We start from the raw sequence: 21788 nt of genomic DNA on the forward strand, positions 1-21788 counted from the left end.
CCGCTAGAAGGCTTTCGCCTCCATCTCCTTCACCACCTGCTCCCCGCCCAGCTGGCGCATCTGGCCGAGGATCCAGGCCTGGCGGCCGCGGATGTACTCGCTGGGGGCGTTCGCGCGGAACTTGCGGGGATTGGGCAGCACCGCCGCGAGCAGCGCGGCCTCGCCCGGCGTCAGGCGCTTGGCGGACTTGCCGAAGTAGGTTCGGGCGGCGGCCTCGGCGCCGTAGACGCCATCCCCGAATTCCACGATGTTCAGGTAGACCTCCAGGATCCGCTTCTTCGACCAGCCCACCTCGAGCATCAGCGTGAACCAGGTTTCGGCGCCCTTCCGCACCCAGGAGCGGGTGTTCCACAGGAAGAGGTTCTTGGCCGTCTGCTGGGACACCGTGGAGGCGCCGCGCTTCTTCCGGCTGTGCTCGTTGTGCTGGATGGCCTTCTCGATGGCGTCCCAGTCGAAGCCGAAGTGGTCCGGGAAGTTCTGGTCCTCGGCGGCGATGACGGCCGCGCCCAGGCTGGGCGAAATGTCCTCCAGGGGCACCCAGGTGTGGTGCGAGGTGTAGCACCGGTCGCTGGACCAGGATTCCACCCGGCGCTGCACCATGAGCGCCGACACCGGCACCGGTACGAACCGGAACACCAGCACCAGCAGGAAGCTGAGCCCCAGGAACAGGCCCAGGGCCCAGCCCACGAGTCGCAGGATCCGTCCGCCCCAGCCGCGCGTCTTCTTCGCCATCCCTCCAGGATGCCAGCCCCGCCGCCCTGTGGCATCCTCGCAGGCGGAGGATGGCATGAGCGAAGCCCTGACGGGACCGGAACTGGTGGCGCTGGTGCGGCGGGTGTTCCAGCCCCGGCCGGAGGAGAAGGCCCTCGCGATCCTGGTGGACCTGCCGGATGCCAAGGTTCCGGACGATGCGAACTGGGCGGCCCGGCGTGCCATCGCCGCCGCCTGGGCTGCGGAGCTGAACGCCCACCGCGCCGAGCTGGGGCTGGAGACGCACCTGGCGGTGTACCCCAACGTCCACACCAACAACGGCGACCTGCCGGAGCGCGTCTGGCTCCACGGCGGCGGCCCCCTGCCTTCCGTAGAAGCCCTGGATCCCGCGGCCTCCGTCAGCTTCGCCGACCTCTACGCGGGCCACCCGATCCTCATCGCCCTCACGAAGTTCTCCGCCACGGCGCCCCTCAAGCTGGCCGCGAAGACCCACCCCATCCGTGCCGCCACCATGCCCGGCTTCCGGGAGGACATGATCCCCGCCCTGCGCCTCGACTACACCGAGGTGAACCGCCGCGTGAACCTCCTCAAGGATCTGCTGGACCGGGCCGAAGGCGCGGCCTTCCGGTTCGCCACGCCCGCGGGCTCCTGCGACCTGCAGGTGGACCTGCGCCACCGCACGGGGCACGCCTCCGGTGGCCTGCTGCCCCAGCCCGGCGTGGCGGGCAACCTGCCCTCGGGCGAAGCCTATATCGTGCCCTACGAGGGTGAGCGCCCAGGCGACCCCAGCCGCACGGCGGGCGTCATGCCCGTGCAGTTCGGATCCGAGGTGGTGCGCTACCGCATCGAAGGCAACCAGGCCCTGGAAGTGCTCAGCGAAGGTCCCAAGTCCCGTGAAGAGGCCGCCCTGCTGGCCAGGGAGCCCGCCTACGGCAACCTCGCCGAGCTGGGCCTGGGCGTGCTCGCCGCCTTCGGCGTGAAGCCCATCGGCGAGATCCTCCTGGACGAGAAGCTGGGCCTCCACCTCGCCTTCGGCCGCAGCGACCACTTCGGCGGCCAGGTCGGGCCCGCCCAGTTCTCCAGCCCCGAAGCCGTCATCCACATCGACCGCGTCTATGTCCCCGAGACCCAGCCCGATGTGAAGGTGGTGAGCGTGGATCTTCAGATGGGGGATGGAACCACCGTGCCCCTCATGCGGGATGGGGCGTATTCGGTAGGGTTCTGAGGCGGCTCAGCGCCTGGTCAGCGACTCCGCGTCAGCCAGGGGCGCTTCCCGTGAGCAGGTCTGAAGGGACCGGTTCACGGATGAGGTCGGCAAAAAGAGCGACCAGATCGGCCCGGTCTTTCGGTGAAATCTCGGGGGCCACCCTCACCCCGGCCCGGTCGATGTAGCCCCTCGCATAGAGCGCCTCGAGCAGTTTCCGCTGGGCATCCGCGGGCTGGGTCATCTCGCTGGGAATCGCCTTGAATGCCTTCCCGAGGGCCTTGGACCAGTTCGAGGTGCTCGAGAAGAGCCCTGCATCGGCGCCTTTCAAGCTGAGAGCGTAGGAGACCACGCGGACCGCATCCGCTTTCGAGGTGATCCGCTGGCCCGCTCCCTCGGCATAGGGCCAGAACCGCTGCAGTTTCTCCTCGTAGGGACGGTTCTCGGGAACCGCCGAAGCCTCCGGGGACCTGCACCCGGGTGCGGCGAGCAGCCCAAGGGCAAGGATCGTCGCGGTCGACCGGAAAAAGCTCAGCATGGCGCACCTCCTGATCAGGGCGGCCCAGCCTGGCTGTTTCCTCCCGCTGGCCTGCAAGCCTGGCCGGAACTCGGCATGTGATGCAAAAAAGCCACGAGAGATGGCGGCAGCACTATCCCACCGGGATCCACCCCTGTCCATCTCCGGTCCTGCTCTTTGGCGGGGCCGGTCAGAGCCGCCCATCCGCCGGGGGCGCCTCGGCACAGCGACGGCAGAGGCAGACCACGTTCCGAAGTTCGTCCGGAACCAGGGCCAGCGAGGCCGGATTGAAGGTGACGGTGGTGCACCAGCAAGGGGTGTCGGTGCGGCCGCAGGCGGAAGGCACGCACCCGTTCGGCCCGCCGCAGAGCGGGCAGGTCTGCCTCTGGGCGGTCGTCAGGCGGTGGTAGTCGGTGGACATGGAAAATCCGATGGGATCAGGAGCCGCGGCGTCATGGGCGCAGGGTGGCGATGGTGGCCTGCATGAGCGCGACCACCTTGGGGCACCCCCCGTCGCGGAGAAAGCCTGGACCTCGCCCGTGCAGACCGTGAGAGACCGGCCTGCGTTCTGGACCCGCCCGATGGCCAGGAAGCGGTCGCCGAGGGCCGGCCGCAGGAGGTTGATCTTGAACTCGGCGGTGACGACCTCGCAGCCCGGCGGGGCCTTCGTCAGGGCCGCATAGCCGCAGGCGCTGTCGAGGATGCTGGTGATGGCGCCCGCATGCATGTACCCGTGCTGCTGGGACAGCCCTTCCGAAAAGGGCAGTGCGATGTGCACCTCGCCCTTCGACACCCGGACCAGCTCCGCCCCGAGGGTGGCCATCAGGCCCTGGGCCCGGAAGCTGGTGGCGACTCGGTCTTGGAGGTTGGTCATCGGCATGGGGTTGGTCGCGAAGAGAGGCAGGCGGAAAGCGATGCAGGGAGGTCCGGGCCGATCGGCGGGTCGGGCCTGAGGGATGCCACGCGGCGTTGGCTTATCGTTTCTGCTTCGCCCTGCAATCGGGGCAGATCCCGTGCGTGAAATCCGCTTTCGAGTGGCTCTTCACATATTCCTCAAATTGGGACCAGTAGCCATCGTCATCTTTGATTCGCCGGCACCAGGCGCAAACCGGCAGCAGCCCGGTCAACTCCCTGACCTGGACGAGGATCTCGTCCTTCTCCCTTAAGGCCGATTCCAGTGCGGCTTCACGCTCGCGAAGGAGGGTGACGTCGGCCACGAGGACCGAAAAACCAAGGACACGCCCATCCAGGATGTCCGGCGTATAGGTGGCGATGGTATCCCGGTGGCCACCCTGAGGCAGGGGAATCCGCCGCTCGAACACCTGCTTCTCCCCTTTGAGTGCCGCAAGGATGTGGGGGAGGTTCTTTTCATAGAGCGGCCCGAGCAGCTCCTTCAGCGTCATCCCGACCATTTGCTGGGGCGTCTTCCCGAACCATTCGAGGTAGGCATCGTTCGAGAACACGCACCTTTGCTGACTGTCCCAGTAGGCCACCATCGCAGAGATGTGGTTGACGACGCGCAAGGCGATTTGTGAGGGTGTTTGCACCATCCCTGGAAACCTCCCATTCGCCAGTCGTTTCGGAAGACGATGATTTTACCATTCGAGGGCCATCAGGCCCGCTTTCCGCCCAGCGTGGATGGGACCTCAGGTGAGGGCGTGGAGGTTGCCTCTCCATACGGCCCAGGTGAACGCGGAGGCGAAAGAGACCCAGGCCCAATAAGGGAGCAGCAAAGCTCCGGCCACACGGCTATGACGCCAGAACATCCTGGCGGTGGCAAGGATCAGCAGCCACAGCAAGAGGATTTCAGCCAAGGCGAGACCGCCCCGGTGCCAGACGAAGAACAGCCAGGTCCACAAGGCATTCACGGACAGCTGGAAAAGAAACAGAGAGAGGGCGCCGCCGGCCTTTCGAAAGCCCCTCTCTCTCCAGACAAGCCAAGCCGAAATGGCCATGAGGATGTAGAGAACCGTCCAGACGGGTCCAAACAGCCACCCAGGGGGCGCCCAATGGGGACGGGCAAGTGACTGATAGAAGGCACCTGCCTGCACGGAGGCCAGTGCACCCAGCGCCGCAGCGGCGAAGCAGATGCATAGCCACCCGAGGAGGCCGAGGATTTGTTTGGATGCGGGATGAAGAGTCATTGGTCTTCCGGGGGCACCCAGGCCAAACCTCATGGGCGGCTAGTGGAGAAGGCTGCGGACAAGCGTCACCAGGACGAGTGTGACCAGGCCCCCGAAGACCGCATAGGCCACCATTCGCCCCCAATGGCGGGTCTGGGGAGGGAGCGCGTCTTGGACTTCCGGCGAGGACTGGATGGTCGAGGCCCCCAATCCAAAATCGACGCGTTGCCACGATTCGCCGACATGCCCCGGAAGGAAGGCGGGTTCTTCACCACGCTTTTCCACGAGTTTTCCGTGATCCATGGGGCACCTCGAAGGGTGGGGCCAAACGAATGAGGCCAATTGGACCTGCCGATGTCAAAGCGACGAGCGAAACCGAGGGAGCGAGGTGCTGAAAGAAAGCGGAAGACAAAGCAGGTGGGGGCCGAGTTGAGCGGAGGGTTGGGCCGCGGCAATGTTAGGGCATCAGAGTGGTCGAAGTTGCTCCGCGATTGAGCGCGTCTTCTCAGTCTCTACATCCCCGGTATGTAACGTGGCTTTGCGCTCAAAGAGCATCAGGTAGCACACTTCCTCAGCAATCGGGTTGTGGCGTACACCTTTTGGGACAACAAACAGTTCCCCTTCGCTCAGTTCGACTGAACGATCCTCCATTTCGATGCGCAGATGGCCTTGAAGCACATAGAACAATTCATCTTCGTTCTCATGGCTATGCCAGGCCAGCGAACCATGGACCTTGGCGACTTTGACGAACGAGTCATCGACTTCGCCAATCACACGAGGAGACCATTGCTCCGTAAGCGACAGGGCCACGGACTTTGGGGAGATGGGATTCGACACAGGAACTCCTGCGGACTAGCGAAGGAATCTAAGCGGCCACGCCTGTACCGAGACGCTGAGCGAAGTCGAGGAAAGCGGGAAGCTGAGAGAGAGCGGAAGGCAATGCAGGCGGGGGCCGAGTAGAGCGAGAGGTTAGGCATTAGCGGCGCAAATGTGGTTTGAGATAGTTTTCGATCGCTGTGATAGCCGAAGTAAGATCTTGTGCATATTCATCAGGTTCACCTTCGGATATTTCGTAAAGAATATCTCGTTTCATTCTCTTAATTTCAATGTAAGCCTTCTTGGTCTCGGGTTCTGTCGCTGGGTTAATGATTGTGATGTAGTTACGCAGGGCAAGAAACAACTCTCGTTCTAGCTTGAATATTGAGTCGCATAGGACATTGAGTGCCTTTCCCCAAAGCACCTCTGCTTCGATGAGTTCCGCTTGGAGATCGGTTCGAACCTCAGTAACACGATCCCAGCGCTTCTGATAGGCACCAGACATTCCATAAAAATCGAGTTGCTGAAAGTTCATTTTCTTCGCCTCCTCGTCTGGAGGTTGAGGCTGTTCATTTACCCATACGGCGGGGTTCCTGACATTTTTGAGTGCGTCGCGGTGACGGTATACCGCTCGTAGAACTCGCCGTGCTAAATCGTATTCACTCGTTCCGCGTAACTGGCGATTCCAGGTGTTCAGCCCTCGAATGGCAACGTAGATGCCGACAAGTGCGCCGCATGTAAGAACAATGTCCTTGATTTCTGTGAGCATGCGGTTGGCCTCGCAAATTGGATGCCTAACTACCCTTAGATGGTAACGAACGAAGAAGACGGTGATGGGACCACTCTCCCACCACCGTCCATCCTCGTCCATCAGCAGCTGGCTTTGTCTTTTCTTGGTGCCTTCTCGGCATCAGCTGCGCTGATACGCGAGACATACAGAAACCTGATGGTGACTCCTGTTTCAGTCCGAACGGCCTACCGCTTCGGGTAGGCCGGCACCGCCGGGAAACTCGGCGTGGGGTTCTCCTTGAGCTGCTTCAGCAGGGTCTCGATGCCCACTTCGAGCTGGCGGTCATGGCCCTGCAGGAGGCTGGCGGGATCGTTCTCCACGGTGAGGTCGGGGTCGGCGCCGTGGTTCTCCACCCACCACTTCCCTTCCCGGCCGTAGAAGCCGTTGTTGCTCTGCTCCACGCGGCCGCCATCCAGGGTGAGCTGGGTGTTGATGATGCCCACCAGGCCGCCCCAGCTGGGCACGCCCACGATGGGGCCCAGCTTGCGGGCCTTCACGTGCTCGAGGAAGGCCTCGCCGTCGCTGCCGTTCTGCTCGTTGGTGAGGAAGACGTAGCGACCGTCGCTGGCCGTGCCGGGGTAGCGGAAGGGGCCCATGCCGCGCAGCACGTTGAAGCCGACCTGCTTGCGTTCCAGCTTGTCGATCATGAAGAACTCGGTCCAGCCGCCGCCGTTGCCGCGCACATCGATGACGATGCCCTTCTTGTAGCGGAAGGCGCGCCAGTACTTGTCGAACTGGCCGATGTTCTGGTCGCCCATGGCCGTGAGGTGCATGTAGCCCAGCTGGCCGTTGGAGGCCTTGTCCACGGCGGCGATGTTGTCGGCCACCCAGCGCTCGTAGCGCAGGGGCCCCTCATTGGGGACGGGCTCGACCTCGATGGTGCGGGCCCCGTCCAGGGTGGGCTTCGCGTTCACCGTCAGCGTGACCTTCTGGCCCTTGATGACCTGGAGGCGCGCCTCGATGGCCTCAGGCGCCTTGAGGGGCCTGCCGTCGATGGCCAGCAGGTAGTCGCCTTCCTTCACCTTGGGCGCGGGATCGGCCAGCGGTGCCTTGAGGTCGCGGGCGTAGGCCGTGGGGCCATAGACCTTGGCGAAGCGGTAGACGCCGTTCTCGGCCTTGTAGTCGGCGCCGAGGAATCCCGGATAGACCGGGCTCGGGGCCAGCTTCGCCGGTCCCAGGTCGCCGCCCGACACATAGGTGTGGCTCACGCACAGCTCGCCCACCATCTGGCTCAGCAGCCAGTTCAGTTCCTGGCGGGAGTTCAGCTCGGGGAGCCAGGCGCGGTACTTGGCGCCGATGGCGGCCCAGTCGCTGCCGTTCATGTTCACGTCGTAGAAGAAGTCCCGGTACCAGCGCCAGGTGTCCTCGAAGATCTGCTTCCACTCGGCCCGGGGGTCGGCGGTCATGATCATCCGCTCCAGGTCCAGCTTCTCGGGGAGGGCCTTGGAGGCGAACACGGCCGCGGCCTCACCCACGTGGAAGTTCGGCCCCTTGCGGAGAAGCAGGCGCCGGCCCTCGGCATCGAAGGTCCACTCGCTGATGGCGTCGGTCAGCACCACCTCCTTGTCCTTCTTGGCGGTGGCATCGTAGAGGTGCAGCTTCCACTTGTCGGCGCCGCGGGGCGCGTAGAACTCTTCCACCACGCTGTCATCCCAGCCCTCGACCTCGTCCCAGCCCACGAGGCCACGACCGGCCTTGAGGTGGAACAGGTTGCCGGGCTTCACCGGCAGGGGCGCGATGCGGTCGGACAGGCCCGCCACATCGATGCGGAAGGCCGAGGCGGACGAGAGCGATGACAGGACCGACGCCTTGTCCTCACCGGCCTTCAGCTTCACCGCCATGACCTGCACGGGCGCGGACTGGATGTGGTTGTCCTGGCTGGGGTCGAGCCTCGTATGGAAGTTGCTGTAGCTCAGGAAGTAGAGGGTGCTGCCGTCCTGGTCGAAGGTGGGGTTCACGCAGTCGTAGAACCCGTCCGTGAGGGCCACCTTCTGCTTCGTGGCAAGGTTGAAGAGGTAGATGCGGCCGTTGCGGCTGGGCTCCACCACCGAGTAGGCCACCCACTGGGAGTCCGGCGCCCAGGCGTAGTCGCTCACTTCCCAGGTGAACTGGTCGTTCTTCAGGTCGTGGAACTCGTCCACCTTGGTGAGCTTCTTCGTGGCCACGTCCATGACATAGATGGCGAAGCTCTTGTCACCGAAGAGGACCTTCGTGCCATCCGGGCTCCACTCCAGGTGGTAGAGGGCGGTCTTGAGGCCCGTGGGAACGCGCTCCGCCGCGCCGCCCTCCGCAGGCTGGACATACAGGTCGTAGTCGCCGCTGGCATCGCTGAAGTAGGCCACGCGCTTGCCGTCCGGGGACAGGCGCGGGAAGCGCTCGCGCACGCCCGGCGTCTGCGTGAGGTTCTTCGCGGGCTTCGTCGCGTCCGTGGGCAGGAGGAAGACTTCGCCCCGGGCCTCGAAGACGGCGGTCTGGCCCGTCAGGCTCATGGCCTGGATCCACTCCTTGGGGTTCACGGGATGGGGCGCCACCTTCCAGCCGTCGCTGGCGGTGGTGACGGGGACGGCGTGGACGGCCTTCGTGGTCAGGTCGAGGGCCTGGAGATGGCCACCCTGCACGAAGACGACCGTACGGCCGTCCGTGCAGGGCTGCTGCACATCGAAGTCCTTGAGGTCCGTCAGCTGCTCCACCGCCTTGGTGGCGGGATCCACGGCGTAGAGGTTGGTGATGCCGTTGGCGCCGCGGTCGGATTCGAAGAGCACCTTGCCGTTCGCCCAGATGGGGGCGCCGTTGCGGCCCACGTAGTCCGTCAGCTTCGTGAAGCCGCCGGTCTTCAGGTCCGCCAGCCAGAGGTCCTGGTGCAGGCCGCCCTTGTAGCGTTTCCAGTAGTACTCGACATGCCCCTTGGAGCTGTAGGCCAGGCGCTGGCCATCCGGCGACAGCGTGCCCTGGACGGCCCGCGGAACCGCGAGGGCGGTGGGTTCGTGCCCGTCCAGGTCCACGGTGAAGAGCCGCTCGATGGCGCGGCGATCATATCCGCCGAGGGCCTTGACCACCACCTGGCGGCTGTCCGGCGTCCAGCCCTGCACGGAGGCGTACCCGCCCCAGGTGAGGCGCTTCGGCGTGCCGCCCTCGGCCGGCATGACATAGGCCTCGGTGGCCCCGTCGTACTGGGCGCTGAAGGCGATCCACTTGCCATCGGGGCTGAAGCGGGCCGCGGTCTCCAGGCCGGGATGCGTCGTCAGGCGCCGGGCCGCGCCGCCCTTGAGGGAGCCGAGCCAGAGGTCGCTTTCCCAGGTGAACACGACGCGATCGCCATGCACATCCGGCGAGCTGATGAAGCGGGGGGCGCGGTCCTGGGCCACCAGGGCGCAGGCCACGAGAAGCACGGCGGAAGCACGAAAGCGCATCAAAGACTCCGGTGAACGGTGGGTCACTATACCTCGTTTAGCGATGAGTATGGAATCCAATCCGGGCCGGACCGGGGTGGCCACCTCGAATCGCCTTGTGGCGCCTGGAAACTGGTGATAGGTTGAAGTTCCAACAGGCTTCCCATGTCCCACGCCGGTTTCGCCCTCATTCCCGCCGCCATCGCGATTATTCGGTCGCGCGAGGGGGCATAGGCCGGATCCGATCCACGATTCCAAGCCCCCCGCACCGCAAGGTCGGGGGGTTCTTCTTTATCCCGGAGCACCCATGAGCCCAGACACGGTCCAGCCTCCCCAGGATCTCCTCGAGCGGATCCTCACGGCCCTGGTCTACGACGTGGCCATCGAGTCGCCTTTGGAGGCGGCGCCGCGCCTCTCCAGCCGGGTGGGCTGCCCCGTGTGGCTGAAGCGGGAGGACCTCCAGCCCGTGTTCTCCTTCAAGCTCCGCGGCGCCTACAACAAGATCGCCCAGCTCGAACCGGGCCAGCGGGCCCAGGGCGTCATCGCCGCCTCGGCCGGCAATCACGCGCAGGGCGTGGCCCTGGCGGCCCGCAAGCTGGGCTGCGACGCGGTGATCGTCATGCCCGTGACCACGCCCCGCATCAAGGTGGACGCGGTGCGTCGCCTGGGGGCGCGGGTGGTCCTCCACGGGGATTCCTTCGACGAAGCCTACGCCCATTCCCAGGCCCTCATGGCCGCCGAAGGCAAGGTCTACATCCATCCCTACGACGATCCCGAGGTGATCGCGGGCCAGGGCACCATCGGCCTGGAGCTGCTGCGCCAGATGCCCCGGGGGCTGCGGGCGGTCTTCGTCCCGGTGGGCGGCGGCGGCCTCATCGCGGGCATCGCCGCCTACCTCAAGCGGCTCCGGCCCGGGATCAAGATCATCGGCGTGGAGCCCGTGGATGCGGACGCCATGACCCGCTCCCTGGCGGCAGGCCACCGGGTGCGGCTGGAGCGCGTGGGCCTGTTCGCGGACGGCGTGGCCGTCAGCCAGGTGGGCGCCATGCCCTTCGAGCTCTGCCGGCAGTATGTGGACGAGATGGTGCTGGTGAACACCGACGAGATCTGCGCCGCCATCAAGGATGTCTTCGAGGAGACCCGCTCCATCCTGGAACCCGCGGGCGCCCTGGCGCTGGCGGGGCTCAAGGCCTGGGCGGCCCGCCAGGGCGCCGACCCGGCGGCGGGAAACCTCGTGGCCATCCTCTCCGGAGCCAACGCCAACTTCGACAACCTGCGCTTCGTGGCGGAGCAGGCCGAACTGGGTGAGAAGCGGGAGGCCATCCTCGCCGTCACCATCCCCGAGCGGCCCGGCAGCTTCAAGGCTTTCTGCGAACTCATCGGTGCCCGCGCCATCACCGAGTTCAACTACCGGCTGGCAGACCCGGAGCGGGCGCACATCTTCGTGGGCCTGCAGATGGCGGACCGCTCGGAACTCGAACCCCTGCTCGCCCGCCTGCGGGCCGAGGGACTGGAAGCCCAGGACCTGAGCGACAACGAGATGGCCAAGCTCCACGTCCGCCACCTGGTGGGCGGCCACGCCCCCGCGGCGACCCACGAGCGGCTCTACCGCTTCGAGTTTCCCGAACGCCCGGGCGCCCTGCTCCGCTTCCTGGAGCGCATGAGCCGTGGCTGGAACATCTCCCTCTTCCACTACCGCAACCACGGCGCCGACTACGGCCGCGTCCTGGCGGGCATCCAGGTGCCCCCACAGGATCAGGCCGCCTTCCAGGCCTTCCTGGTGGACCTGGGCTACCAGTTCGTGGATGAGGGGGAGAACCCGGCGTACCGGCTGTTCCTGGGCTAGAACAGCTTCCCCACCAGGGCCGCCAGGGCTGTCTCGGTGCGGAGGATGCGGGGACCGAGGTCGAGCGGCTGCAGGCCGGCCTTCAGGAGGCTCTGGACCTCGGCTTCGACCCAGCCGCCCTCGGGGCCGATGGCGAGGGTGACGGGAGCCACCAGCACCTTCGGCTGCGCGGCGCCGGTGCCGGGATGGGCCATGAGGCCGGTGCCGCCCGCCAGCAGGCCGGGCAGCTCGTCCTCCACGAAGGGGCGGAAGAGCCGCGCCAGGCGCAGCTCCGGCAGCACCGTGTCCTTGGCCTGCTCCAGGCCCAGGAGCAGCTGCTCGCGCAGGTTCTCGGCCTTCATTTTCGGGCTGGCCCAGTAGGCCTTCTCCACCTTCCAGGCGTTCAGCAGCACGATGCGGGCGGCGCCGAGGCTGGCGGCAGCGGCCACCACGCGGTTCAGCACCTTGGGACGGGGTACGGCGATGAGCAGCGTCAGCGGCAGCTTGGGCGGCGGCGCCTGATCCAGCGTCAGAGCCAGTTCCAGGGCCTCGTCGTCGAGGCGCAGCACTCGGCCACAGCCCATCTTTCCGTCCAGCAGGCCCACGGCCAGCTCGTCACCCACGGCGGCGCGATGGACCTCGCGGACATGGGCCAGACGCCGGCCCGTGAGCCGGGCCTGATCCGGCGCCGTCAGGTCCTCCGCCAGCAGTAGCACGAGGTTCAAAGCAGGTCCTTCGCCAGGATCAGGTCGCGGTCGACCTGGTCCCCCACCTGGAAGATGTGGTCGCCCACTTCGCGGAAGCCGCTCCTGGCGTAGAAGGCCAGGGCCTTGAGGTTGTTCTCCCACACGCCCAGCCAGAGGACGTCCGCGCCCCAGGCCCGCGCCATCTCCAGCGCCTCCGCCATCAGGGCCGCGCCGCGGCCGCCCCCCTGGGCCGTGCGCAGCACATAGATGCGCTGCAGTTCGACCGGGCGTTCGCCGGGGACGCCGGGCTCCCGGTGGCCCAGGCGCAGCTGGAGGAAGCCCGTGGGTACGCCCTCGACCTCCAGGATCCGGGCGGGCCGGGCGGGATCGGCCAGTCCCGCGCGCTGGATGGCCTCGCCATAGGCGGCCGCCAGAAAAGCCTCCAGGTCCGGGCCGGAGACGTGCTGCTCGAAGGTCTCGCGGAAGGTGCGGGCACCGAGATCCGCGACGATGGCGGCATCAGCTGATGTGGCGGGACGGATGCTGAAGGCAGACATGGGCGCTACTTTCGTTTGGGATTGGAACGTACTTTCGATTTGGCGCGGGCGGCCACGGCGATGGCCTTGGCCATCCAGACCGCGAGCTGGTCCGGGTCCTCCAGCACCTCGGCGGGCAGCTCGTAGTACCCCATCGGCTTGGCGGGATCCCCGAAAGGCAGGAAGGGGCCCATGCCGGCGGCCTCGAAATCAGGGCGGTTCGTATCGTCCACCTTGAAGTAGAGCGTGTCCCCGGCCACCAGGGCGAAGGCCCGGCCCTCGGCGAAGAAACAGAGACCGCCGAACATGGGTCGGCTGGTCACCGGGCGGATCTGCCCCATCTGCTCCTGGAGGTATGTGCGGAAGCTCACGGAAACGGCCATGGTGCCATGGTACTCTCCTCGCGGTACCGCCGGGGCGCCCGGCGTTTTCACAGGATCCCCCATGCGGATCAATACCCTCGACGACCTGCTCCGCGCCGTGAAGGACCGCCCCCACAAGCGGCTGGTGGTGGCCTGGGCCAACGACGCCCACACGCTGGAGGCCGTGAACGCCGCCGTGGAGGCGGGCCTGGTGGAGGCCATCCTCGTCGGCGACGAGCCCGTCATGGTGAAGGTCTGCCAGGATCACGGCATGCCGAAGGAGCGGTTCCGTATGGTCCACGCGGCCACGGCCACGGAGGCCGCCGCCAAGGCCGTGGCCATGGTGCGCTTCGGCGAGGCGGACCTGCTGATGAAGGGTCTGCTGAGCACCGAGCTCTACATGAAGGCCATCCTCAACAAGGACCAGGGCCTGCTCGAGCCCGGCGCCATCCTCAGCCACGTGACCGTGATGGAGCATCCCGGCCACGCCAAGCTCATGATCGCCGGCGATGTGGCCGTGATCCCGGAACCTGAGCTTCACGAGAAGGTGGCCATCCTGGGCTACCTGGTGAAGACGGCCCGGGCCCTGGGCATCGAGACGCCGAAGGTCGCCGTGCTGGCGGCCTCGGAACAGGTGCAGCCGAAGATGCGGGCCAGCGCCGAGGCCGCCCTGCTCTCGAAGATGGCCGACCGTGGCCAGATCAAGGGCGCCCTGGTGGACGGCCCCATGGCGCTGGACGGCGCCATCGACCCCGAGTCCGCCCGCATCAAGAACATGACCGGCCCCGTGGCCGGCGATGCCGACTGCCTGCTCTTCCCCAACCTGGAGGCCGGCAACACCTTCTACAAGGCCGGCACCAAGCTGGGCGGCGCCGAGATCGCGGCTGTCGTGGCCGGCGCCAAGGTCCCCTGCGTCCTCAGCAGCCGCGGCGACAGCGCCAAGACCAAGCTCAGCTCCATCGCCCTGGCGGCGCTCCTGGCCTGAGATCCCCTACTTCTTCTGCAGGCTGGCCTCGATGAAGGCCATGACGATGTGGTTCTTGCTGTCTCCGATCCAGGCCGTGAGGTCCAGGTCCGAGGGCACCAGGAGACCCTGGACCGGCTGGTTCCTGATCAGAACCGCGATGCGGATCGGGACCGCAGGCGCCTTCTCCCTGTATTCAGCCTCGTAGCTGACCAGGACCAGCCCACCCGGCGCCTGGTGGAAGACCGGGCGGATGGTGGAATCGAAGGCCGGGGTGCTGACCTTCATCTCCGTGACGGCAAAGGTCCGGTCCGCCAGGATATCCACCTGGGTGTTCCCGGCTTCCGTCCACCGGATGCGGTACTGGGCGCCGATGCTCTCGACCTTCAGGTCGCTGCCGATGTTGGAGAACGGGGTCTCGATCATGAAGGGGGTCCAGGTCTGGAAGAACCCCGTGAGCATCTGATCCATCCCGCCGTAGACCTGCGTCAAGCCGGCCCGGGTCTGTTCGTTGGGAGCATCCACCTCGTTGTGCGAGATCTTCGCCTGGCCATGCGCGTCCACCACGACATCGAAGCGCAGCTTCGCGAAGATGGCCAGCGCGGCCTCGTAGCCCGCGGGGTTGGTCTTCGCCTGGTCCCCAAGCATGACCGCCCAGTCCGGCTTGGCCTGGAAACGGTACTGCTGGTACCCCCGCGACGACAGGTTGTAGTAGGCGGCCCGTGCCTGGGCGAGGACGCCCTTGGGATCGCGGCTGGCCACCGGGGCCTGGGCGCGCAGGGAGACCGACCCGGTCAGCGCTCCGAGGCTGGCGAGGAGGGTGGGCAGAATCAGGACAAAGTGTCGGCTGCGGCTCAAGGGGCCCCCGGGAAGCATGGAATGTGGAACCTAGAACGGGATGGCCCATTCTAGGCGGATCTCCAACCCAGATCACAGATTCCTAGGACCCATCCCGCAATTTATCGGTTTCTTCAAATCGCAGGCGGATAGTCCTTGGCCCCTTCCCGTCCCGACAGGACGCGCAGCGCGCCTTTGGCCAGGGCCGCCATCTCGTTCTCGCCGGGGTAGACCTTCACGGGGCAGCCCAGGGCCGCGGTGAGGCGGGTCAGTTCCGCCACGAGCTTGGGCGAGCGGGCCATGCCGCCGGTGAGCAGGATGGCATCGATGGACGCCCCCTCGAAGGCGGGCACCAGGGCCGTGATGGCCTTGGCGATCTGGTAGGTCATGGCGTCATAAACCAGCGTGGCCTCGGCGTCTCCGGCCTCGACGCGGCGCTCGACTTCCCGCATGTCGGAGGTGCCCAGCAGATCGATGACGCCGCCCCGCCCCTTGTTCTTCAGCTTCAGTTCGGCCTTGGTGTACTTGCCGGAGAAGCAGAGGTCGATGAGCTGGCCCGCAGGCAGGGTGCCCGTGCGCTGGGGCGAGAATGGCCCCTCGCCGTCCAGCCCGTTGTTCACGTCGATGTAGCGGCCCTTGCGGTGGGCGCCCACGGTGATGCCGCCCCCCATGTGGGCCACGATGACATTGACGCGCTCGTAGAAGGTCTCGTGCTCCTCGGCGTAGCGGCGGGCCGTGGCGATCTGGTTGAGGGCGTGGCTGATGACCCGGCGGGGCAGCTCCTTCAGTCCGGAGATTTTGACCTTGGGATCGGCCTCGTCCACCACCACGGGATCCACGATGTAGGCCGGCTTGTCCGTCCCCGCCACCAGCTCGGCGGCGATGAGGGCGCCGAGGTTCGAGGCGTGCTCACCGCGGCCCCCGGCCTTCAGATCCGCCAGCATGGCCGGCCCCACCTTCCAGGTGCCGTGGGGGATGGGCCGCAGCAGGCCGCCGCGCCCGGCTACGGCATCGAGGTCGGCCAAGGCGAGGCTCCGGCCCGCCAGGAACCGCAGCACGGCCTCCTTGCGGAAGGTGAACTGTTCGGTGATCGGCTTGCCCTCGAAGGCCTTCAGGTCTTCGGCGGAGTGCTGGAGCTCCTCGGTGAACCGCTCCTCGTCCCCCTCGAAGATCGAGGTCTTGGTGGAGGTGGAGCCGGGATTCAGCACCAGCACCCGGTGCCGCCGGAAGAAGGTGTCCTTGGGGGTGCGCTTCCACTCGCCGTAGGCGTGCAGCCGCATGAGCGACGCCTTCAGGGCCAGACGGATGTCCTCGGGCGTGCAGTCCATGGGGAGGTCCACGCCCTGGAACCAGAGGCCGAACATCACGGGGAACTTCTTGGCCTCCGGGAAGCGCGTGGCATAGAGGTGGTAGAGCAGGTTGCCCATGTCCAGATTGGGGCAGACGATCACGTTGGGCACGCCTTCCCAGGGCAGCCCGTCCGAGTGGTAGAGGCCCGCCGAGCGGCGCGAGAGCGCCACGCTGACCTTCACCTCGCCCCGGATCTGGATGCTGGCGTACCGGGGGCTGTGGGCGATGCGCTCCGCGAGGATGTCCGGCACCAGGTCCGCCGCCTGCCGCACCAGCTCCGGGGAGGGGCCCTCGTCGCTGCCGCGGTTCGAGTAGGACACCATGGCGCAGCGGATCTCGGGCAGCACCTCCTCGGGGATGAGGTCCCGGGCCACGGCACAGGTGCCCACGGCCACCTCCGCCAGGGTGCGGGGCGTCATGCTGGCGTTCACGCCCACGTCCCCGAAGACCACGATGTTGTGGGGGTAGACCTCTTCGGGATGCTCGTCCGGCAGCACGAACACACCCGCCTCGCAGGTGACGCTGCGCTGGGCCAGGATGTCCACCATGGGCCGGAAGAAGGCCTTGGGCTCGTGGATGGCGCCGCCCACCACCATGTCGGCGTGCCCCAGCTTCACCGCCCAGATGCCGAAGCGGCCGGGCTCGGACACCAGCCTCCGAGCCTCCTCCTGGCCCATGGATCGCCCCTGCCCCCGGCTGAAGGCCACGCAGGCCGTGGCGAAGGACTCCACCAGGTCGGGCCGGGAGAGCGGATCCACGAAGGCGCTCTCGGACAGGGTGTAGGCCACCCGGTCCGCCCCCAGGTGCGCCAGCCGCTGGGCGGCCACGGCCCGGACCTCGGCCTCCGGCGCCAGGAAGACCGGCCGGATGAAGCGGCCCAGAAAGCAGGCGGCTTCGAGCGTGCGAGGATCCAGGGCCTCGGGGAACACCACCGTGGGCCGGTTCCGGGGTACGGCCAGCAGTCGGCTGTCGAGGGACGCTTCGATGTCAAACATGGGGCTCCGCGGGGCTTGGAAAGCCTTACGGCGCTGAGTCTAGCAGGCGGCGGATTCTATTTATCCGATCGGTTGGTCACATATCGGGCGGCCGGTCTGCGACCGTGGCCGACTGCACCCAGATCACCTCGCAGGAGCCATCCCCGGTATCCGTCCGGCTCAGGCTGCTGACCCAGTGCCAGCCATCCTTTCCGTCGGCCCTCACCAGCTGGCCCTTCAGGTGCACCAGCTGTCCCACCCGGGCCGCCTTCAAGCGCCGGGCGATGCCTTCGTCCGCGGGGATCATGTGCATGTTGGCGCTGTGGCTGATGACCTCGGCTTCCGGAATGGGCATGTGGGCCGCCCGCCAGAAGTACCAGCGGTCCCGCTGCTCGATGGTGAAGGCCTCGAGGACCCGCGAATCGGACATGGGACCCCACCCCAGGGTCAAGTCCACCGGCGACAGCTCCGCGGGCCGGTCGAACCGGTAGCGTTCCACGCTCAGCACCCGCGCGCGGATCTCGAAGGCCGCCAGCGGCGTGAGGAGGTGGTCGTGGAAGGTCCAGGCCGTCGCGGCTTCCGGCGAGGTCTGCACGGGGTCCTCCGGGGCGAGGATTCCCGCCGGCTGGGGCCTGGCGCGACCGCCCCACCACCAGAGCCCCAGGACCCCGATGAGGGCCGCCGCCACCAGGGTTCCCCGCTGCTCACGGATCCGATCGAGCCAGTCATCCATCCGACAAGGCTACCCGGAGCCCGGGAGCCACCTTCCGGTCAGAATTTCACGAGGTCGCTGATGACGAACTGATGGTGTTCCGTGCCGGGATCCCGGACCAGGGGATAGGCGATGGTGAGCAGGAACACCCGGCCGACCGAGCTCTTCAGGTTGCCCAGGCGCAAGCCGCCGCCCACGTCCGCGTAGGTGCGGCTCCAGCGCCCCGTGTCGCTCCGGTGGATGGCGCCGCCATCGGCGTACACCACGAACCCGAGCCGCAGGATGCCCAGCCAGTCATAAGAGGTGTTGAGGCGCTCCTCGAGCGAGGCCAGCCACCGTCGATCGCCCAGCAGCAGGTGGTTCCCGTACCCCCGCAGACCCTCCAGCCCGCCCAGGTAGAGGTAGGACTCGGGCTCCGGCCGGTGGACTGCATCCACCTGCAGGTAGGCCGCCTGGGTCTGGGAGCGGAAGCCCTGGTGATAGGCGGTCACGCTGAGATTCAGGGAGGCGGCCTGCCAGCCGTCGGTTTCATGCCGGGCCGCCCCCTTGGCCCGGAGCAGGAGGAGGGAATCGGCCCCCGGCGTCCACCCCTTGGCCGCGCTGAACCGGAAGAAGGGTGCGCTGACGCTGCTTCCCATGGCCCGCAGGTAGGACCCCACGCTGAGGTTCGCCTCCCACCCGAGGTTGTAGTCCTCGGAGTGGGTCATGCCCGCAAGATCCCTGAAGGTCCGGAACCGGTCCTCGAACAGGCTCCATGAACCATGCAGGCCCCGCAACAGGCGGTCCTGCAGCCAGGGGGCGGGCAGGCTCCCGGCGGCGAGGGTCTGGATCGGGCCATACCGTGACTGCCTCAGGTCCAGGCCACCCCCCAGCCGCAAGGCCCGCCCATCCAGCACGGCCGTGGTCATGGACCCCTCGGCGAGGGCGCTCTCCTGCCGAGAGGGGAAGGTATAGGCGGTCTGCTCCAGGTTGTAGACCGATTCGATGGCCTCCGAAGACCAGGCCTGGAAGGTCATGGACCAGGGCGTCTCCAGCCCACGGTAGGGTTTCGCCAACTCCAGGAAGCGTGTCTTCCCATCGGAGAGCACCTGGTAGCGGGAGTCCAGGGTCCACTGGGTACCGAGGATCTGGCGGTCCCGGTACTGCACGGTGTCGATGGACCGCTCGGGGGTCTTCTCGTGGGCCAGGATCAGGTCCTTGCCGAAGCCCAGGAGGTTGGCTTCGTGGAGGGAAAAGCCGAAATCCCGCTGGCCGCCCACCTGGGTGAACCCGGCGCTCCCCTTCAGGGTCCAGGCATCCCGGGTGCGGACCACGGCGTGGACCGCCCCGGCCTCGTCCACCTGCGGATCGATCTGGGCGTCCTTGAAAAAGCGGAAGGTCCGCAGGTTCCGTTCAGTCTCATGGATCAGCCGGGCGTTCACGGGGTCGCCCAGCTTGAAGAGGAGCTCCCGGCGCACCACCTGTTCGCGGGTCTGGATGTGCAGGGCATTCGCCATGCGGCCGATCCAGTGGTTCTCCTGGGGCAGCTCGGGGTCGAAGACATCGCCGATGCGGAGGTCGATGCCCGCGATGCGCGCCTGCCGGGCCTCCAGTTCCTCCCAGGTGGGCGGGACCTGGGCGGCGAGGAGGGAACCTGCCAGAAAGACGGGGAGCCACACCGCGCTGCCCTGGCCGTGCCCTCTTTCCGGGAAGATCTCCATGCTCCAGCCTAGGCGGAATGGTGATGTCCGTCACGGCGCAGCCGCCGGACCCGCCTATGATTCGAGCCTTCGTATGGTTCTTTCCGCGTCGGATCCCAGTTGCCCACCCCTCCAGGCGTGCGGGCGCGGGACCGCGGACGAACCCCGGAACCCGGGCGGGACGGCGCCCCGGAACGGTACACTCCTCAAAACCCGTCCCCTGGAGTCCTCATGGACCTCACCTGGCTATCCGCCAACCCCGGCCTGAGCCTGCTGGCTTTTCTCGCCGCCGCCTTCACTGGGATCCTCCTCAGCAAGTGGATCCGCTACATCCCCAACAACCGCGTGGGCATCGTCGAGAAGCTCATCAGCCGGAAGGGCTCGGTCAAGACCGGCCTCATCGCCCTCAATGGCGAGGCCGGCTACCAGCCCCAGCTCCTGCGTGGTGGTTGGCACCTGCTCACGCCCTTCCAGTACCGCATCCACAAGATGCCCCTGGTGACCATCCCCCAGGGCAAGATCGGCTACATCTTCGCGCGCGACGGCCATGACCTGCCGCCCTCCCAGGCCCTGGCCAGCAATGCCCACGGTGCGGACTTCCAGGATGTGGTGGCCTTCATCCAGGGCGGCGGCGAAAAGGGCCCCCAGCGCCAGATCCTGCGCGAGGGCATCTACGCCATCAACCTGGTGCAGTTCGTGGTGCTCACCGAGGACCGGCTCTTCTACCTCCCCCTGGATCCCGGCGAGCTGGAGACCTTCCAGAAGATGAGCGCCATCATCACCGAGCGGGCCGGTTGGCGCCCGGTGATCATCAAGGGCACGGACGACGCCGTGGGCATCGTGACCGTGCATGACGGCCCTTCCCTGGCCAGCGGCGAGATCATCGCCTCCACCGTGGGCGAGGATCCCCACCAGGCCTCGACCTACCACAACAACTTCCAGGACGCGGACAAGTTCCTGGTGGCGGGCGGCCAACGCGGGCGCCAGTACCAGGTGCTGGTGGAAGGCACCTACTACATCAACCGCCTCTTCGCCACGGTGGAGCTGATCCCCAAGACCGTCGTGGAAGTGGGCACCGTGGGTGTGGTGGTGAGCTACACCGGCGAAGTGGGCACGGACATCAGCGGCCAGGAATACCGCCATGGCGAGCTGGTGGCCAAGGGCACCCGCGGCGTGTGGAGCGACCCGCTCCTGCCCGGCAAGTACGCCTTCAACACCTACGCCGGCAAGGTGCTCATGGTGCCGACCACGAACTTCATCCTGAAGTGGACGAAGGGCGAGGTGGGCAGCCACAAGTTCGACGAGAACCTGACCGAGGTGAGCCTCATCACCAAGGACGCCTTCGAGCCCAGCCTGCCCCTCTCGGTGGTCGTCCACATCGACTACCGCAAGGCGCCCCTGGTCATCCAGCGCTTCGGCGACATCAAAAAGCTGGTGGAGCAGACCCTCGACCCCATGGTCAGCGCCTACTTCAAGAACATCGGCCAGACCCGCACCCTCATCCAGCTCATCCAGGACCGCAGCGCCATCCAGGAGCAGAGCGGCGTCCAGATGAAGGAGAAGTTCTCCCAGTACAACCTGGAACTCCAGGAGGTCCTCATCGGCACGCCCACCAGCGGCGCGCCCGGCGGGCAGATCGAGCAGATCCTCGTCCAGCTCCGCAGCCGCCAGATCGCCGACGAGCAGGTGGAGACCTACGGCCGCCAGCAGAGCGCCGCGGTGAAGGAACGTGAGCTCCGCGAGGCCGAGGCCCGGGCCAAGCAGCAGACCCTGCTGACGGAATCCGCCATCGGCATCGAGGTGCAGAGCAACCAGGGCAAGGCCGAGTATGCCAAGGCCCAGCAGCAGGCGGCGCAGATCCAGACGCTCGCGGGCGCCGAGGCGGAGAAGGTGCGCCTCATGGGCGAAGGCGAGGCCAAGCGCATCAAGGTCATGGCCGAGGCCCAGGCCGAGCAGGCGGCGCGTGTCGGCATCGCCCAGGCCATGGCCATCGAAGAGCAGGTCCGCGCCTACGGCGGTCCCCAGTTCCAGCTGGTGCAGCAGGTCATGAACCGCTTTGCCGAGGCCATCGAGAAGTCCCAGGTGGATGTGGTCCCCAAGATCCACATGGGCGGCGGCGACAAGGGCGGCGGCAGCCTCATCGAGAGCCTCCTGGGCCTCCTGCTCAGCGAAAAGGCCGGGCAGCTGGCGGGCGTCGTGCCCACCGCGGCCAATCCCGAGGCCGAAGCGCTGAAGGCGACCCTGCGGCAGAACCTCACCAGGTAGCAGACACGTGCATGCGGCCGGGGCGGCTTCCGCCGTCCCGGTCGCATG

19 protein-coding genes and 1 pseudogene are annotated in these 21788 nt (G+C 66.9%); 4 read left to right on the plus strand and 16 right to left on the minus strand.

Annotation, left to right across the window (positions count from 1 at the left end; translation table 11 throughout):
* Positions 1-3 precede the first annotated feature (3 nt).
* Positions 4-732, minus strand: a complete 729-nt coding sequence (gene mtgA / locus MLE43_RS02520; RefSeq protein ID WP_243301397.1) for a monofunctional biosynthetic peptidoglycan transglycosylase — start codon at positions 730-732, stop codon at positions 4-6.
* Between the two features lie 55 nt (positions 733-787).
* Here mtgA and MLE43_RS02525 point away from each other — a divergent pair, with 55 nt between their 5' ends.
* Positions 788-1936: a M29 family metallopeptidase gene (locus tag MLE43_RS02525; RefSeq protein WP_243301398.1), complete on the plus strand. Its 1149-nt coding sequence runs from the start codon at positions 788-790 to the stop codon at positions 1934-1936.
* Between the two features lie 31 nt (positions 1937-1967).
* Here MLE43_RS02525 and MLE43_RS02530 read toward each other — a convergent pair whose 3' ends face one another.
* The 8 genes and pseudogenes from MLE43_RS02530 to MLE43_RS02560 form a co-directional block, all read right to left on the minus strand.
* On the minus strand, positions 1968-2453 hold the full coding sequence (locus MLE43_RS02530) for a phospholipase D-like domain-containing protein (protein WP_243301399.1): 486 nt from the start codon (positions 2451-2453) through the stop codon (positions 1968-1970).
* A gap of 169 nt (positions 2454-2622) precedes the next feature.
* Entirely contained in the window at positions 2623-2853 is a 231-nt protein-coding gene (locus MLE43_RS15030; protein WP_420843152.1) for a cysteine-rich CWC family protein, read from the minus strand.
* Positions 2854-2884: 31 nt separating this feature from the next.
* A pseudogene (locus MLE43_RS15035) lies at positions 2885-3306 on the minus strand (PaaI family thioesterase).
* A 100-nt stretch (positions 3307-3406) separates the two neighbouring features.
* Positions 3407-3982 (minus strand): PAS domain-containing protein, encoded by a 576-nt coding sequence (locus MLE43_RS02540; protein WP_243301404.1) that lies wholly within the window; start codon positions 3980-3982, stop codon positions 3407-3409.
* A gap of 96 nt (positions 3983-4078) precedes the next feature.
* Positions 4079-4576: a TspO/MBR family protein gene (locus MLE43_RS02545; RefSeq protein ID WP_243301408.1), complete on the minus strand. Its 498-nt coding sequence runs from the start codon at positions 4574-4576 to the stop codon at positions 4079-4081.
* Between the two features lie 444 nt (positions 4577-5020).
* Positions 5021-5392, minus strand: a complete 372-nt coding sequence (locus MLE43_RS02550; RefSeq protein WP_243301409.1) for a cupin domain-containing protein — start codon at positions 5390-5392, stop codon at positions 5021-5023.
* Positions 5393-5531: 139 nt separating this feature from the next.
* Positions 5532-6140, minus strand: coding sequence for a hypothetical protein (locus MLE43_RS02555; protein ID WP_243301410.1), 609 nt, complete (start codon positions 6138-6140; stop codon positions 5532-5534).
* Between the two features lie 206 nt (positions 6141-6346).
* A complete protein-coding gene (locus tag MLE43_RS02560) occupies positions 6347-9571 on the minus strand; it encodes a S41 family peptidase (RefSeq protein ID WP_243301411.1) in 3225 nt (1074 codons plus the stop codon).
* Between the two features lie 286 nt (positions 9572-9857).
* On the opposite strand from MLE43_RS02560, the gene ilvA reads away from it, so the two are divergent.
* Positions 9858-11396 (plus strand): threonine ammonia-lyase, biosynthetic, encoded by a 1539-nt coding sequence (ilvA, locus tag MLE43_RS02565; RefSeq protein WP_243301412.1) that lies wholly within the window; start codon positions 9858-9860, stop codon positions 11394-11396.
* Here ilvA and MLE43_RS02570 read toward each other — a convergent pair.
* From MLE43_RS02570 to MLE43_RS02580, 3 genes are read right to left on the minus strand one after another with little or no spacing between them, the layout of a single operon-like run.
* Positions 11393-12100 (minus strand): 16S rRNA (uracil(1498)-N(3))-methyltransferase, encoded by a 708-nt coding sequence (locus MLE43_RS02570; RefSeq protein ID WP_275975994.1) that lies wholly within the window; start codon positions 12098-12100, stop codon positions 11393-11395. The two genes, ilvA and MLE43_RS02570, sit on opposite strands and share 4 nt — an antisense overlap.
* Positions 12097-12618 carry a GNAT family N-acetyltransferase gene (locus tag MLE43_RS02575; protein WP_243301413.1) on the minus strand — a complete coding sequence of 174 codons (522 nt, stop codon included), beginning with the start codon at positions 12616-12618 and terminating at the stop codon, positions 12097-12099. The genes MLE43_RS02570 and MLE43_RS02575 overlap by 4 nt, the downstream gene beginning before the upstream one ends.
* A gap of 5 nt (positions 12619-12623) precedes the next feature.
* Positions 12624-12980, minus strand: coding sequence for a TfoX/Sxy family protein (locus tag MLE43_RS02580; protein ID WP_243301414.1), 357 nt, complete (start codon positions 12978-12980; stop codon positions 12624-12626).
* Positions 12981-13041: 61 nt separating this feature from the next.
* On the opposite strand from MLE43_RS02580, the gene MLE43_RS02585 reads away from it, so the two are divergent.
* Positions 13042-13944, plus strand: a complete 903-nt coding sequence (locus MLE43_RS02585; RefSeq protein ID WP_243301415.1) for a phosphate acyltransferase — start codon at positions 13042-13044, stop codon at positions 13942-13944.
* Positions 13945-13950: 6 nt separating this feature from the next.
* Here MLE43_RS02585 and MLE43_RS02590 read toward each other — a convergent pair whose 3' ends face one another.
* From MLE43_RS02590 to MLE43_RS02605, 4 genes are all read right to left on the minus strand, one after another.
* The gene (locus MLE43_RS02590) at positions 13951-14781 is read right to left on the minus strand and encodes a hypothetical protein (RefSeq protein ID WP_243301416.1); all 831 of its coding nucleotides are present in this window, start codon (positions 14779-14781) and stop codon (positions 13951-13953) included.
* Positions 14782-14894: 113 nt separating this feature from the next.
* Positions 14895-17105, minus strand: coding sequence for a butyrate kinase (buk, locus tag MLE43_RS02595; protein WP_243301420.1), 2211 nt, complete (start codon positions 17103-17105; stop codon positions 14895-14897).
* A 76-nt stretch (positions 17106-17181) separates the two neighbouring features.
* Positions 17182-17817: a hypothetical protein gene (locus tag MLE43_RS02600; protein ID WP_243301421.1), complete on the minus strand. Its 636-nt coding sequence runs from the start codon at positions 17815-17817 to the stop codon at positions 17182-17184.
* A gap of 38 nt (positions 17818-17855) precedes the next feature.
* Positions 17856-19496 carry a BamA/TamA family outer membrane protein gene (locus MLE43_RS02605; protein WP_243301422.1) on the minus strand — a complete coding sequence of 547 codons (1641 nt, stop codon included), beginning with the start codon at positions 19494-19496 and terminating at the stop codon, positions 17856-17858.
* A 210-nt stretch (positions 19497-19706) separates the two neighbouring features.
* Here MLE43_RS02605 and MLE43_RS02610 point away from each other — a divergent pair, with 210 nt between their 5' ends.
* Positions 19707-21740 carry an SPFH domain-containing protein gene (locus tag MLE43_RS02610; protein ID WP_243301423.1) on the plus strand — a complete coding sequence of 678 codons (2034 nt, stop codon included), beginning with the start codon at positions 19707-19709 and terminating at the stop codon, positions 21738-21740.
* The last annotated feature ends 48 nt before the right edge of the window (positions 21741-21788 follow it).

Origin of the sequence: Geothrix oryzisoli (assembly GCF_022808865.1) — a bacterium.
GTDB lineage: Bacteria > Acidobacteriota > Holophagae > Holophagales > Holophagaceae > Geothrix > Geothrix oryzisoli.

Bases quoted from the DNA above. Each gene is read 5' to 3' on its own strand.
- mtgA (WP_243301397.1), bottom strand. From the start codon at position 732: ATGGCGAAGAAGACGCGCGGCTGGGGCGGACGGATCCTGCGACTCGTG.
- MLE43_RS02525 (WP_243301398.1), top strand. From the start codon at position 788: ATGAGCGAAGCCCTGACGGGACCGGAACTGGTGGCGCTGGTGCGGCGG.
- MLE43_RS02530 (WP_243301399.1), bottom strand. From the start codon at position 2,453: ATGCTGAGCTTTTTCCGGTCGACCGCGACGATCCTTGCCCTTGGGCTG.
- MLE43_RS15030 (WP_420843152.1), bottom strand. From the start codon at position 2,853: ATGTCCACCGACTACCACCGCCTGACGACCGCCCAGAGGCAGACCTGC.
- MLE43_RS02540 (WP_243301404.1), bottom strand. From the start codon at position 3,982: ATGGTGCAAACACCCTCACAAATCGCCTTGCGCGTCGTCAACCACATC.
- MLE43_RS02545 (WP_243301408.1), bottom strand. From the start codon at position 4,576: ATGACTCTTCATCCCGCATCCAAACAAATCCTCGGCCTCCTCGGGTGG.
- MLE43_RS02555 (WP_243301410.1), bottom strand. From the start codon at position 6,140: ATGCTCACAGAAATCAAGGACATTGTTCTTACATGCGGCGCACTTGTC.
- MLE43_RS02560 (WP_243301411.1), bottom strand. From the start codon at position 9,571: ATGCGCTTTCGTGCTTCCGCCGTGCTTCTCGTGGCCTGCGCCCTGGTG.
- ilvA (WP_243301412.1), top strand. From the start codon at position 9,858: ATGAGCCCAGACACGGTCCAGCCTCCCCAGGATCTCCTCGAGCGGATC.
- MLE43_RS02575 (WP_243301413.1), bottom strand. From the start codon at position 12,618: ATGTCTGCCTTCAGCATCCGTCCCGCCACATCAGCTGATGCCGCCATC.
- MLE43_RS02580 (WP_243301414.1), bottom strand. From the start codon at position 12,980: ATGGCCGTTTCCGTGAGCTTCCGCACATACCTCCAGGAGCAGATGGGG.
- MLE43_RS02585 (WP_243301415.1), top strand. From the start codon at position 13,042: ATGCGGATCAATACCCTCGACGACCTGCTCCGCGCCGTGAAGGACCGC.
- buk (WP_243301420.1), bottom strand. From the start codon at position 17,105: ATGTTTGACATCGAAGCGTCCCTCGACAGCCGACTGCTGGCCGTACCC.
- MLE43_RS02600 (WP_243301421.1), bottom strand. From the start codon at position 17,817: ATGGATGACTGGCTCGATCGGATCCGTGAGCAGCGGGGAACCCTGGTG.
- MLE43_RS02605 (WP_243301422.1), bottom strand. From the start codon at position 19,496: ATGGAGATCTTCCCGGAAAGAGGGCACGGCCAGGGCAGCGCGGTGTGG.
- MLE43_RS02610 (WP_243301423.1), top strand. From the start codon at position 19,707: ATGGACCTCACCTGGCTATCCGCCAACCCCGGCCTGAGCCTGCTGGCT.